This is a genomic window from Shewanella sp. 2_MG-2023 (genome assembly GCF_030548905.1).
Lineage (GTDB): Bacteria > Pseudomonadota > Gammaproteobacteria > Enterobacterales > Shewanellaceae > Shewanella > Shewanella electrodiphila.
Map to the genome: position 1 here is coordinate 204,128 of NZ_JAUOSO010000006.1, position 14,420 is coordinate 218,547.

10 protein-coding genes are annotated in these 14,420 nt (G+C 42.2%); 4 read left to right on the plus strand and 6 right to left on the minus strand.

Going from position 1 to position 14,420, the window contains the following annotated elements; genetic code table 11:
• Positions 1-15 precede the first annotated feature (15 nt).
• From Q4600_RS08465 to Q4600_RS08475, 3 genes are all read left to right on the plus strand, one after another.
• Entirely contained in the window at positions 16-2,499 is a 2,484-nt protein-coding gene (locus Q4600_RS08465; RefSeq protein ID WP_303515274.1) for a hypothetical protein, read from the plus strand.
• 54 nt (positions 2,500-2,553) lie between these two features.
• The gene (locus Q4600_RS08470) at positions 2,554-4,440 is read left to right on the plus strand and encodes a hypothetical protein (protein ID WP_303515277.1); all 1,887 of its coding nucleotides are present in this window, start codon (positions 2,554-2,556) and stop codon (positions 4,438-4,440) included.
• 226 nt (positions 4,441-4,666) lie between these two features.
• The gene (locus Q4600_RS08475) at positions 4,667-5,440 is read left to right on the plus strand and encodes a 5-formyltetrahydrofolate cyclo-ligase (protein ID WP_303515279.1); all 774 of its coding nucleotides are present in this window, start codon (positions 4,667-4,669) and stop codon (positions 5,438-5,440) included.
• 136 nt (positions 5,441-5,576) lie between these two features.
• Here Q4600_RS08475 and Q4600_RS08480 read toward each other — a convergent pair whose 3' ends face one another.
• A complete protein-coding gene (locus Q4600_RS08480) occupies positions 5,577-6,458 on the minus strand; it encodes a LysR family transcriptional regulator (RefSeq protein ID WP_303515282.1) in 882 nt (293 codons plus the stop codon).
• Between the two features lie 165 nt (positions 6,459-6,623).
• On the opposite strand from Q4600_RS08480, the gene Q4600_RS08485 reads away from it, so the two are divergent.
• The gene (locus tag Q4600_RS08485) at positions 6,624-7,835 is read left to right on the plus strand and encodes an MFS transporter (RefSeq protein ID WP_248955501.1); all 1,212 of its coding nucleotides are present in this window, start codon (positions 6,624-6,626) and stop codon (positions 7,833-7,835) included.
• Positions 7,836-7,960: 125 nt separating this feature from the next.
• Here the strand turns inward: Q4600_RS08485 and folM are convergent, their stop codons facing one another.
• The 5 genes from folM to Q4600_RS08510 all read right to left on the minus strand — a co-directional run bounded on the left by folM (position 7,961) and on the right by Q4600_RS08510 (position 14,340).
• Entirely contained in the window at positions 7,961-8,686 is a 726-nt protein-coding gene (folM, locus tag Q4600_RS08490) for a dihydromonapterin reductase (protein ID WP_303515288.1), read from the minus strand.
• 232 nt (positions 8,687-8,918) lie between these two features.
• On the minus strand, positions 8,919-9,563 hold the full coding sequence (gene folE, locus Q4600_RS08495) for a GTP cyclohydrolase I FolE (RefSeq protein WP_102528267.1): 645 nt from the start codon (positions 9,561-9,563) through the stop codon (positions 8,919-8,921).
• A 70-nt stretch (positions 9,564-9,633) separates the two neighbouring features.
• Positions 9,634-9,990, minus strand: a complete 357-nt coding sequence (gene folX / locus Q4600_RS08500) for a dihydroneopterin triphosphate 2'-epimerase (RefSeq protein ID WP_102528314.1) — start codon at positions 9,988-9,990, stop codon at positions 9,634-9,636.
• Between the two features lie 130 nt (positions 9,991-10,120).
• A complete protein-coding gene (locus tag Q4600_RS08505; RefSeq protein WP_303515291.1) occupies positions 10,121-13,189 on the minus strand; it encodes an efflux RND transporter permease subunit in 3,069 nt (1,022 codons plus the stop codon).
• A gap of 74 nt (positions 13,190-13,263) precedes the next feature.
• Positions 13,264-14,340, minus strand: coding sequence for an efflux RND transporter periplasmic adaptor subunit (locus Q4600_RS08510; RefSeq protein ID WP_303515294.1), 1,077 nt, complete (start codon positions 14,338-14,340; stop codon positions 13,264-13,266).
• Positions 14,341-14,420: the final 80 nt, after the last annotated feature.

Consider the following 14,420-nt stretch of genomic DNA (forward strand, 5'->3'; position numbering starts at 1 on the left):
AAAGTAAGCAACAAAATGACTGATAAAAAACAAAGCCCATTTGCAACCAACTTGCTCAATAAAACGCCAACACAGCAGAAAATGCAAGTGGCAGAAAAGCAATTAGAAAAAGTACAAAAAAAGCAGAAAAGCTCGTCCGCAAAGGCCGCTGCCCAGCAAGCCCGTGAAAATGAAATCACCAAATTAGGCAAACCTTTTTGGTGGATGATGCTGATGTTTATTTGCTCGGTATTGTATTTGTTCCCTGAGGCGGTATTTAATGCAGCGCTAACTGATGTGGCAGGCGGCAAAAACTCCAGCGAAGATGATTTACGCGCGGTTGAATTATTTGGCCGAACCATCAGTGGTATTGGTGTCACCCTGTTGTTGGCCGATATGCTATTAAAGGGCAAACGAGTCGCACGTGTAGGCCGAGCCATTGGCTACTTCGCCTTGATTGCAATCTTGGTATGGCCAACGGTGTTTTTTGGGCAAAAATGGCTGGTTGATCATTTTATTATTGATGCCTCGTCACCGTCTGAGCGTCAACAAGCTTATTTATCTCAAGTATTACGCAGTGCGTTGATTGAAAAGTCAATCCAGTTTGAAGGCATTGATTACGACCCTGACTCTGACCATAACGCCACAGAAAAAACCTTCTTATCGGTGTTTGGTGGCTTAGTTTACGCTGACGATAAACTGGTCGATGATCTTAAACAAAAGAAGCGCATGATCATGGAAAAGTTTGTTCGCGATCGCGCGTTGTCTCGCTTTGACGAGCACTACGCAAACTATGATGAGTTTCGTCATTCACTGCGGGATAATTACAAAGAGTATGCTCAAGGTTCTAACGAATACAACCAAGCACTGGCAAGCTCACCTGAACGCTCAAATGAGTATTGGCTAGATACTCAAAATCAAGTGAAACAAGGTTGGGGTAAGTATCAAAAAGGCGTTAGCGCTTATGAAGCTCGAGTTGAATCTAGAGCGCAAAAAATCGCCCCTAAAATGTATGATTTTTTTGAGCGTCGCAATAAATGCGGCGACATGAAAAAAGGCAGCCGTAAAAACAGCTGTTATGAACGTTTACAAAAGGGCTACGACAAAGAAATCGCTAAATACAGCATTCCTTATATTCCCCCTGATGATTGGTTAATCCGAGAAGAAATTTCGACGTCTGAAAATGTCGGTAACTCTATTATCACCGGCATCATGACGTTTGGTTTATTTACCGCGATGCAAGCCGCTGATGCTGCGACGGGTGGCGATGCAGGCTTTAAAGATCATCGTATGGTCTATACCAATGATGTTAACCACTATAAGAATGTGTTGATGGTGAAAATGGAACCTGACTTTGTCAAAGAATCAGGTGGTTACCCATTAGGAATTTCGTCTATTCATGAATTTAGACATCATGAATTAACCAGCCTTAAAGTGAATAAAACCCTCAAACAAAAAGGTTTGTCTTTACCCACCACTTGGGTGATGGCTGATCGCACCAGTTTTGATAATGCCGTTGCCAAAAAAGTTCGCCAAGAAGCGGATAAACGCTGGCGCTCAAGCATGAAAAATAAAGGCTTAGATATGCCGCCTAATTTGAGTTGGTCACAATTCCAAAAGCAAGGCGACATTCAAAAACGTATCGAACGGAAAATGAAAGAGCTTTATGTTAGCCCAACCCTCGCAGATTGGAATAACCGCGAATTTAAGCAACGTATTATTGAGCCTAATATTCAACGTAAAACCACAGAGTACCTTAATGTACTTGAGGCCCAGCAAGCTGAATTTGCTGATGGCGGCGCATTTGAATCAACGGGTAAATCTGCACTGCGCGCAACCATAGTGCCACCTATATCCATGTCGATTAGCTTAGCATTAGTGTTATTAACGGTATTAAAACTGCCGATGAAAGCCGTTGAGTTGGTCCAAGCTAAGCAAGCCAATAAAACCAATGATGAACCCGCCGATGGTAAACAAAAAACCAAAGCAGGTTACATTAAAGGCGGAATTTCTGCGGTGTTATTGTTTTCGATTTTTATCGTACCAATCACCGTGAGTAGTAACCAATACACCATGAAAGATTCCGCTATGCATTACTTTTTTGAGCAAATGGAAAACAATGACTCTGCCAGTATTTCATTCGCACTTAAATGGTTATTGGTGACTCAGCCTATGGTGCAACCTATTGGTGCTCGGATCGATGAACACCTAATGATTACTCGGGGATTTGATGCGATTAGCGAGCCGATTAACCGCTTTGATTTAGCCATCATGCCAGAACATGAAACCAGCTCTCAGCCAAGCTCAGCATCTGTAGCTAAAGCCTTATTGCCACTCACTATTACTACTAATATTAGTGGTGCGAATATCGCCGTAATGAACATTAAACCGAAATATGCGGCAGGTATGATGCTGCCGCCTGGAGGCTATGACATTAAAGTGTCAGCTAATGGCCATCAAGCTGTTAGAAAATGGGTATACCTCAAGGCCGATGAAACAGATTTCACCATAAAGTTATAAAACGAACGACCAGTTTAACGTCACATTCACGCATTGATTGATAGGAAGTATTACGTGAGTAAATTAGAACAATTCCAAGAGTTTATCCGCAATAACGGTAAAGACTTAACGGGTGTAAATGTACCCGTTGTATTAAGCGACGAACAAACAAAACTACCAGAGCTCAATTTTACCTTTGGCTGGACCATTGAGATCGGTGTTACAGAACATGAACACGGCGGCCATTGCCCTTCTGGGATAAAATCTGGCTCGGCATCAAATGCCTATAGTTGTGCTAATGATACTGCTAAACAATATGTTAGCGGTCAAAATAGCTTGTTCAACGATCGCTTCCTTAAAATCCTCGGCCCTGATATTTCTGAGAATTTTTTGATTAAAGATAGGGGCTTAAAATCAGCCCCTGAGACTTATGTAGGCAGTAAAGTCTGTTATACCTGTGACGGTACAGGTAAAGATACTTGTTCTAGTTGTCATGGTCGTGGCAGTACTTCTTGTTCAAGTTGCGGCGGCAAGGGCCGTAATCATGTCACTCGTTATGAAAACAATCGCACGGTTCATACTACGGAGTCATGTTCTGCTTGTTGGGGGAGTGGTAGTAATACTTGTGGCGGATGTGGCGGAAGTGGCAAGGTCACTTGTCGCACCTGTGATGGTGGTGGTTACCTCTACTTTAGTTACACCATTGACGGTAATGCAATACGCAGCACAAAGTGGGCTTATAACACCAATGATTACCATGAATGGACTACCGATTACGTTAAGAAAACCGGCCTAAAACTCGTTCACCAATTAACTGAAGTCACCGAAGTTAATGTAGAAGGTGCGTTAGATGGTTGCACCTTTATATATGCCTTTACCGCTAACCTGCCTACTTTGCAATTTAATGCCAACATCGATCAAGTTGATACCACAATGTGCTTTGCTGGGAGCAATAATAACACCCACGATGCCGGTGGTGTTTACGATCCAGCTGTGTGGAGTGTGGCCAAGCAATTAGGTGGCGGTAGTCAATCAACTGATAAATCGGTACTGGCAACGCCTGCGGTTAAAGACATCATTGAAGCTAGCGAAACCAAAACAAAAATTGGATTACTGGAAGAGAACTGGGTATCAACCGATATTAAAGATGCGATCGTTTCTAACTATCAAACCTTAGTGACCCAGCTTAAAAAACAAAGTGTTAAAGGTATTGCACCTAAAATGTTTGGCGGGTTGATCAGTTTCACTTTTCTATTCCTTACTTTAGGCATTTTATTCGCTGCCATGTACCCCACTTTTGCACAAGATTCTGCATACCGCATGAGTGTACTACAGCTTCCTGAATGGTATTTTGCATTACTAACAATGAAGTTTGCCTTATTTGGCCTGCCTGCTTTATGTAATTACTTATTCTTTTTTGGCTTTTTCTGGCTGAGCTTTCAATGCGTCAAAAAGTGGTATTGGAAGAACATTGGTCCTGGGAAGACATGGTTACTCGCATTCAGTTTAACCATACTCGTCCCACATATTGGGTTCAGCTTGTTCTATAACGGGCTTGAAGTTATTAACCATCCATTAGAAGTAACCAATGCATTATTGGCAGCATCAATATTAGTGGGCTTTTACTTTATGATGTTTGGCGCTAAATTGCCTAACAGATGGTATACCAAGTTACTTGGGTTCATAGCTGGTATTGGTGCCTTCTGCGCCATGCATTACGGCCTGTATTTATTGAATACTCGAGTCGGTTTTATTGAAAACCATGGAAGGTATCCGCATGAATTATTGGAGTTTTTACATCCTGGCACTCGATTCATGGCCGAAAACCTAGTTGAATGGGCCATGTTATCAGTAATATTTGCCTACTTCCTTACACGTCGCCAATTCTGGCTAAAAGCCAAATGTTTAGTTGCTGAATACGACAGCCCAGTATTACTAAAATCAATGAACATGGAAAAATAACCCATCATTGCTAAGTAATACACAATTGAAAAACGCAGATTATGGGTAACCTAATCTGCGTTTTTTTATCTTACAACTGATTAATTCTCGTCATATAAGCAAATGCTGCTTAAACAGTTGATTATCTTCTTTGAAATTTTGCTTTATCGCGATAACCTGAAAACGGTTTCCTTATTAATAACGCCTTTTTATCTTTCATTTGTAAGTGATGGAGTACTTCCTACCTATGAGCATGACGCGTTTTATGACTAATTCAGATGAGCAGCCATTAACTCAAGCTGCAAATCAAACCTCAATTACCTATTTTTCCTCTAGCAGCACTGCAACTGATCCTGCGGTATCTCATCAAATAATGTTGGAAAATGACTCTTTTACCGATCCTTCATTATCTGAGCCTATTTTTGATAGTAATGATATGAGTCGTGACAATATACGTCGCCATATCAGGCAGCAACGTAATGGGATTTCAGCAGCGGATCAAAATCAATTGGCTTTAATTGCCAGCCGTCACTTGTTAGCCGAAATTCAACGGATTTCTGCTAAGCGGGTCGCAATGTATTTAGGTTTTGATGGCGAATTAGCAACGGGCAAGTTAATTGAAGCGTTATGGAAACATGATGTTGAGGTGTATTTACCGCGCTTGCACCCTTTTGCTAAGGGCCATTTACTGTTTATGCGCTACACCCCGGATACCCAGATGATTAACAATCGCTATGATATTGCTGAGCCTAAGTTAGATATCCGCCATATGGTTACAGTAAACCAACTAGATATGATTGTGACCCCATTAGTGGCCTTTGATGATCAAGGTAACCGTATGGGGATGGGCGGCGGATTTTACGATCGCACCCTAGCACAAGTAACTGACAATAAACCTCTGGCTGTAGGTTATGCCCATGACTGCCAACAAGTGAGCTTTTTACCAATAGAGTATTGGGATGTGCCCTTACCGGTGATCATTACGCCAACAAGAAGAATTTTCTCAGCACATTTGGGGTAATGCGCAGTTGGGTTAACTAAAAGTTGGATTAATCAAAAGTTAGCTTAATGAAAAGTTCGCTTAACTAAAAGTTTAGGGTTGCGCTCTAGATTTGGCATTGCCAATATTGACTGAGCGCAAAAGTCTGCTTAACCAACTACAAACTCAACTTAGGTTGAATAAAGTCGATGAAGGCAGAGATCCGCTTGGCGACTGTGGAGGAACGATAGTACACAGCGTTAACCTGTTCCCTTGCTGTATTAGATAGCTTTTGTGTTTCTAGTATCGATATCAATCGCCCAGCTTCAATATCTTGTTTGACCATAAAACCTGATAAACACGCAATGCCATTACCTGCTAACGCTAACTGACGCACCGTCTCACCGTTGCTGGATGAAAAACTCGGGTTAAGTGCTTCAAATCCTTTTAACGGCCATTGATTGAGTGCTTTTGAGCCAGTTAAACCTATGGTGTCGTGTGCGCTTAAATCGGCGGTTTGCATCGGTATGCCTCGAGTAGCGAGATATTCTGGTGCTGCCACTAAGTACAAGGCGCTTTTACCCAGTGCTCTAGCATGTAATGAAGAATCTGATAAATGACCAATGCGAATGGCTAAGTCGGTGCGTTTTTCAATTAAATCGACAATGCCTTCGTTGGAGCTGAGCTCTAATTGAATGTTAGGGTATGCCTGATTAAATGACTTTATGAGTGGCACCAGTTGATGGAATACAAATGGGCTAGCGGCATCCACGCGTAAGCGCCCTTGAGGCATTTCTTTTTGTGCCATAAGATCATCTTCAGCCTGTTGGATCTGCTGCAACCCTGTGCGAATTGAATCAATAAAACGTCGCCCCTCGTCAGTAACATTCACGCGTCTGGTGGTGCGATTAAGAATAGACACGCCCAACTGCTTTTCAATTTTACTCACCGCACGCGATACCCTTGCAACTTGAATATCCAGTGCTTCTGCTGCTGCAGAAAACCCTCCGGTATCTACCACGGTCAGTAAGATGGTTAAATCATCGGATCTTGTCAGCATGTCTATACCCTTAATCTTTCAATGTCATTTCACCCCTTCATTATAACCATTAATGACAAAAGTAATTTGTAAAAAGCACTATTTTTAGCAAATAAGCTTATCGGCATAATAGCGTCATTGAAACAAAACACGCACTGAAGTTAATTACTTGAATGAGACAATATTATGCCTTTAGCACTCCTTGCATTGACGCTTAGCGCCTTTGCTATCGGTACCACTGAATTTGTCATCGTCGGCTTAATTCCGACTATGGCTGCCGATTTAAATGTCACTCTGCCATCAGCAGGGTTACTTGTTAGTTTATATGCATTAGGGGTCGCCATTGGCGCTCCTGTGCTAACAGCCCTTACGGGTAAATGGAATCGCAAACATGTGTTACTTGCCGTAATGGCATTGTTTGTAGCCGGCAACTTCTTGGCGTGGCAATCGCCTGATTACACTACCTTGATGCTGGCGCGAATACTGACTGGCTTAGCCCATGGTGTTTTCTTTTCGATTGGCTCAACCATTGCGACAGGTTTAGTGCCAAAAGAAAAAGCTGCCAGCGCTATTGCCATTATGTTTACCGGCCTCACTGTAGCCTTGGTGACAGGGGTACCGTTAGGTACTTACATTGGCCAGGAATTCGGTTGGCAAGCCACCTTTTTAGTCGTCGCTGTACTGGGTTTAATCGCCCTCATTGGTAGCGCGATATTAGTGCCTAATAACTTAAAACAGCCACCAGCGGCCAAGTTATCAGCTCAAGTTAAAGTATTAACTCAGCCACGCTTATTGCTGGTATACGCAATTACCGCTTTGGGTTATGGCGGCACATTCACCGCTTTTACTTTTCTAGCGCCAATTTTAGAGCAAGTTTCAGGTTTTAATCCTGATGCGATAGCACTGATTATGTTGGTTTATGGTGTTTCGGTAGCCGTCGGTAATATTTGGGGCGGTAAAATGGCAGATAAAATGGGCCCGATTAAAGCGCTAACCATCATATTCTCTGGTTTGGTAACGGTATTGATCATGTTTAACTTTGCCGCTGTTAACCCTGTAACAGCTGTAATCACTATCTTGATTTGGGGCGCATTTGCTTTCGGTAATGTCCCTGGTTTACAAGTATACGTAGTCAAGCTAGCTGAAAAATACACGCCAGATGCCGTTGATGTTGCTTCAGGTTTAAACATCGCCGCATTTAACGTCGGTATTGCATTAGGCGCTTGGGGCGGCGGATTAATTGTGGCTAACGCAGGCTTAATGCACACCCCTTGGGTTGGCGCTGTGATTGTATTGATTGCACTGGGATTAACACGATTAAGTGGCCGACTAGATAACAAGACGGCAGGTTTAAATACAAAGGCTCAATCTGACGCTCAAAGCCTATGCTCTGACTAACTTTTGGTTGTCATAACATAATGTTTTAGTGACGACATAAATAGGCTAAGCCTTGCGCTTAGCCTATCTTCACTGAACATCGTTATATCATCATTAATCGACAACATAGCGCAGTATTTTAAAGGCTACTTTAACTGCCTACCACCATCTACCGCATAACTTCTGCCAGTGACATATTGGCTAGCAAGCAAATAATCCACGAGCTCGATAATCTCACTATTACCCGCCTCTTTTGGCAATATCGCTTTAGCTAATGCTTTGGCTTTATATGCCTCGTCATCACCTTCGTTAAACAAAATCATTGCCGGCGCAATAGAGTTCACTTTTACTGCTGGGGCTAATTTGGCAGCAAAGGATAAGGTCATATTGTGCAGCGCCGCTTTACTGGCCGCATAAGCAATGTGTTTCTGACTGCCCTTTTCAGCGACGTAATCAGTAATGTGGATAATGTTACTGCTACCGACACTTTCGCCTGCTGAGGCGGTTAACATGTTAGCTAAGGCAAGATTTATTTGATAAGGTGCGCTGACATGAATGTTCATCATTCTAGTCATGATATCGGCAGAGGTGATGTCAGCACTGGTTTTATCGTTATGCCAATCAGACGCGTTATGAATAATGCAATCTAACCCTTGATGCTGCGCCTTAACTCGAGTCAGCATGTCATCGATTTCAGCGGGTTGGCATAAGTCGCACTGATATAAATCAGCCCCTAGTTCTAACAACTCATCGATTGATGGATAGTGACTTCTGAAAGTGCCAATCACATTAATATCTTGGGCAATAAAGTGCTTTGCCAATGCATAGCCAATTCGTTTGCCGACACCGGTAATCAGTATGGTTTGTTTCATTTGGGATCTCTTATTCTTGTGTTAATCCAAATCTGCTTTATGGATATTAAAAAATAAACTCGAAAAAAACAAAGGCCATTAGCACTGACTAATGGCCTAATCATCATTGATGAGTTTTTATAGACTTAGCTTTTGTAGCTTTTGTAGCTTTTGTAGCTTTTGTAGCTTTTGTAGCTTTTGTAAACTTAGTTTGTAGAATCAATTTTAAGTTATAAAAGACAAGTTAGCTTATTTAACCCTTAGAGAAAAACTCTGCCCGTGAAGCTGGATTATTTTTAAAGCATCCACCCAGAGCTGACGTTTTAGTGTGGGATTGAGTATCCATAATCCCACGAGACTTAACGCAGTAATGGGTAGCATTAATGCTTATCGCTACATCATCGGTTTCAAGTAAGGTTTGTAGCGCTACCAGCACTTGCTGTGTCAGGCGCTCTTGTACTTGAGGACGTTGGGCAAAAAATCGCACCAATCGATTGATTTTAGATAAGCCGATAATTTTCTTTTTCGGCAAATATGCGACATCAGCTACACCATCGATGGTGATAAAGTGGTGCTCACAAGTACTCACGACGCTGATATCACTGACCTTAACCATTTCCTCAACGCCCATTTTGTTGTCTATTTGGGTCACTTTAGGAAATTGATGATAATCAAGCCCTGAGAAAATCTCATTAACGTACATTTTTGCAATCCGATGCGGCGTTTCGCATAAGCTGTCATCAGTTAAGTCCAATCCGAGAGTTGAAACAACTTCAGTCATTAAGCCTTGGATACGTTCAATTTTTTGCTCATTAGTCATGTCATTTTCAACTAATGGCGTTTCAAGACCTCGCTCAATTAATACTTGCTGCACTTTGCGTGCTTCTTCTGAAATCATGTGTTTTCCTTATGACAACCCGTGCCAAATAAAAACCACACCGTTACGTGAAAGCTTGCTAGGCGATCGCTTATTTGCGCTGCTCTAAAGACAGTGAAACAGAGTCGGCAAAACGTAAAGCATGAGGTTTATCAATCGTTACTCGTGACATGGTAATAGATGGGTGTTCACTACAAATAGCCAGTACATCTGCTACTAGCTTTTCGAGCAATAAGAAACGCCCTTCTTCAACATGTTGAATAACTTTTTTAGTGATAACTTTATAGTTTAGTGCATCAGCAACATCGTCGGTTTCAAATGACTTGTCGGCTGGATATTGGATCTCAATATTGATCACAACATCTTGCTGTTTTTCACGTTCGTCTGGGTTAAAACCAATAAAGGTACGTAAACGAAGATTTGTTACTTTAATCATTGCTTGGCTAATAGACATAGTGAGCCTCTTGTAAATACATAAACGTGATACGTGAGAATGAGCAAGTTAGATCACATAAAAAAGAGCCAACTTTCTATAGTTGACTCTTATAGTTATAGCGATATATCGCTAGTTTTGCTAACTAAAACTCTTTGTAGTTTCTATACTTAACTTTAAATATGATCAGATAGAACACTGGCACAATGATCAATGTCAATATGGTTGCCACACCTAAACCGAACATTACCACGGCAGCCAACGACTCAAAGAAGGCATCGGTTAATAGCGGTAACACCCCTAAAATAGTCGTAATTGCCGCCATACATACTGGCCTTACACGGCTCACTGTTGAGTTAAATACTGCCTCAAAAGTTTCGATCCCATTATTAATATCGGTATTGATTTGATCCAGTAATACAATGCCATTCTTAAGTAGCATGCCCGATAAACTCAGCATCCCTAACAGCGCCATAAAGCTAAATGGTTTATCTAAAATCAATAAACCTGAGGTAATACCAATAATCGCAAGCGGTACACAAGCCCAGATAACTAACGGCTTTCTAACAGAGTTAAATAGGAACACCGTAATTAAGAACATGAACAAGAACCCTAATGGCAGCGTCGCAAATAATGACTCCTGCGCATCACTTGAAGATTCATACTCACCGCCCCATTGCAGCTCATAACCCACAGGCAGCTCCAATGCTTCAACTTTCGGCTTAATGGTTTTAAATAGCTCTGCAGGTAAAATGTCATACTCAAAGTCAGTATCTGCAAATACCGTTAAGGTACGCTTACGATCCCGGCGTTGAATAATCGGATCTTCAAACTTCACTTCAAAACCATCGACGACTTGCTGCAGTGGTACAAATGCGCTCAGTGCTGGGCTCCAGATGCGGATGCTTTCCATTGACTCGATATCAATACGTTCATCTTCTGGTAGCCTACCGATAATAGGCAGCAGTGTTGTTCCTTCTCGATAAACACCAATTTGCATGCCAGTAAACGAGAACTTCAATGCCTCATCAACTTCACTTTTTACAATACCTAAACGACGGGCTTGGGTTTCGTTAAAGCGTGGTGCAATGTATTTCACTCGCTCACGCCAGTCATGACGTACATTGACTGTGGCGGGGGTGGCATTAAAGATTTCCATCACTTGTGCGGCAATACTACGCAATACATCTGGGTCGGCGCCACTAATGCGCGCTTCTATTTTCGCATCCGTTGATGGGCCAATTTCAAGACGCTTAAATTTAAGCTGCGCTTGAGGGTAATCCGTTTCAACATCCTTCCTGAACTTAACCATTACATCGGTTAAGGTTTCAAAGTCAGTCGTACGAATAGAAATTTGCGCATAAGATGCGTAATTTTTTTCAGGTGAGTACGTCAGCAAAAAGCGCGGGAAACCTTTACCTATGGTCGAGGCGACAAATTCCACATTATCAAGCTCAACTGCGATGCTCTCCATGCCTTCGACAACCGTTTGGGTTTCACGTATATCCGTGCCTTCAGGCATCCAAACATCAACTAAGAACATCGGAGTCGTTGAAGGTGGAAAGAAGGATTGTTTAACGTATGCAAAACCATAGATAGAGATACAAAACGCAATCACTACTGAGATAACACTGACCCAGCGAAAGCGCATACATAGATCGAGGAGCATTTTATAAAACACAAAAAATGCGCCGCCATAAGGATCTTTTAACTCACCTTCTACTTTCTCACCCTCTGCGCCAAAAAATAGCTGCGCAAAGAAAGGCGTAATCGTAATTGCGGTAATCCAAGATAAGAATAACGAGAACAACAATACCCAGAATAGCGAACCGGCAAATTCACCTGTCGAGTCAGGCGATAAGCCAATAGGGGCGAATGCGGTGATCGCAATCACTGTTGCACCTAACAGTGGCCACATGGTTTGCTTTACAATAGCTTGAGCTGCTTCTAGTGTTGTTTGCCCTCGTTGCCTGCCAATGAGGATTCCCTCAACAATCACAATGGCATTATCCACCAGCATCCCCAGTGCAATAATAAGCGCACCTAATGAGATCCGCTGCAGCTCAATTTCGGCTTGTAGCATCAACATAAAGGTACCTAGGCAGGTTAAAAATAAGATTAACCCAATTAAGATACCGGACTTGAAGCCCATAAATACCAGTAACACCCCGACCACAATCACCACTGCGGCAATCAGATTCCACACAAAGCTGCCAACTGAAGCGTCCACTTCGTTTGGTTGGTTGTACATGGTTTCAATGACCATCCCAGCTGGGCGGACACTTTCAATGCTCGCCAGTTTGGCATCAATCGCTTTACCAACTTCAACTACATTCACCCCAGTTGAAAATGAAATACCGATATTAATGGCATCGTGTTGATCGAATTTAAGTAGATTGGTTGGAATGTTTTGAAAGCCACGAGAAACCGTTGCGACATCTTTCAAATAGATAAGCTTGTTGCCCTGGGTGCCAGGAATAATTAATTCTTCAAGCTCGCTGACGGACTTAAATCCGCCACTGGTGCGGATTTTTAAGTTGTCGGCTGACACTCTGATATTACCCGCATCAGACACCATATTTTGCGAGTTAAGCAAATTTTGGATTAATGAAGGGTCAATGTTAGAACTAGCTGCTTTGTTCAGTGACATCTCAACAAAGACTTGCTCTTGCTGATTACCTGCAAGGGAAACTTTACCCACACCTGGGACTAACTCAAGTTCACGTTTTACATAATCAACATAATCGAGAATATCGCGGTAGCTATAGTCTGCTCCGCTGACCATCAACATGATGCCGTATACATCACCAAAGTCATCATTAACGATCGGTGTTTGAACCCCTGGCGGTAAACTGGCTGACATGTCGTTCACTTTACGACGTAATTCGTCCCATATCTGCGGTAGCTCTTCTGGGCCATAGATGTTTTTCATGGTCACGGTGATTTGTGACATACCAGAAGTACTTAATGAGCGAATGTAATCCACATATGGCAAGGCTTGAATCGCCTTTTCAATGGGATATGTCACTTCTTCTTCAACTTCTGTTGAAGTCGCCCCCGGATACAGCGTTACCACAACGGCATCTTTAATCGTAAATGGTGGATCTTCTAACTGACCAAGACCGGTGAATGCCATTAAACCGCCAATCAATAAGATTAAGGTAAACATCCAACTGATAACGGTATTTTTAACAAAGTAACCTGCAATATTCATAAGACACATTCCTTTGTTTTCGCTGTTAGTAAGTCACTATTGTGGCCATAAGAGCCCATTAATATTCCCATCATTTAGGCTCCTTCTATCAGCTTTACACGCTGACCTTTCACTAACCTTGCGGCGCCAGTCGTAATAATCGTCAATCCATCTTCAAGGCCACTGGTGATTTCAATATCATTTCCGACAATCACCCCTAGCGTCACTGAGCGATATTCAATTGATTTATCACTTGGGTTATAAAGCCAGACACCACTTGCTTGGGTATTGATATCGCTACCGTCTTGCATGACCACAGCTTCAATAGGCACTAGATACTCTCGATTATAGGTGTATGTCATATCACTTAAGTTGACTTCGACTTTGGCAGGCATACCTTCCAGTACTTTGTACTTAGGGTCTAAATCGACCGCTATGGTGGCAATGTAAGTTGATGTTAGTGGGTCTTTTTCGGTATTAACTTCAAGTAAACGCCCTTCAAATGTCGTATTAGGAAACGCTTCAAAGCTCACTTTAAGTCGTGCCTGCTGCTTTCTGTCCTCTTCCTTTTTAGACACTGCAATCAGTACGTCAGGGATTTGCACATCGACTTCGATTCGCTCAACCTTTTGCATGCTCAATACCGACACTCCCGGTTGAACATTTTCAAAAGATTCCAAAAATACATCACTGACAATGCCTGAAAATGGTGCTCTAAGTTCGGTATACTGCAAATAGAGTTCAGCTTGTTTCTCTTCCGCTTTAGCCACCAAATACTGTGCATTCATTTGATCATACTCAGATTGTGCCATCAGCTTACTATCAACCAGCTGTTTGCCTCGCTGGGCTTGCTTATAACTGACTTCTTTTCGGGCTTGTCGGTCACTCAATGCGATTGTAAAATCCCGTTTTTCTAGCACTGCAAGCAGCTCGCCTTTTTCAACCACTTTGCCTTTGGTTGCAGGTATTCGCTCAATTCGTCCTTCGACTCGAAATGACAGGTTAGTTAAATCCTGCGCTCTTGCAACGCCATTAAACTCCCTGATCACTTCATTATTAGCACGGGGTAAAGTGTAAGTTTTTACTAAAGTTTCAGTTGGCTCTATGGTCACTTTCGGCGTACATGCTGTTATAGCAATAAGGCTTACTAATACCGCTAAGGTGTTTCTCACTTTATGACTCACCAGTTTATGAGAAGAAAATCTCTTATGAGTAGAAAGTTTCTTATGAGGAGAAAATATCTTATGAGTAG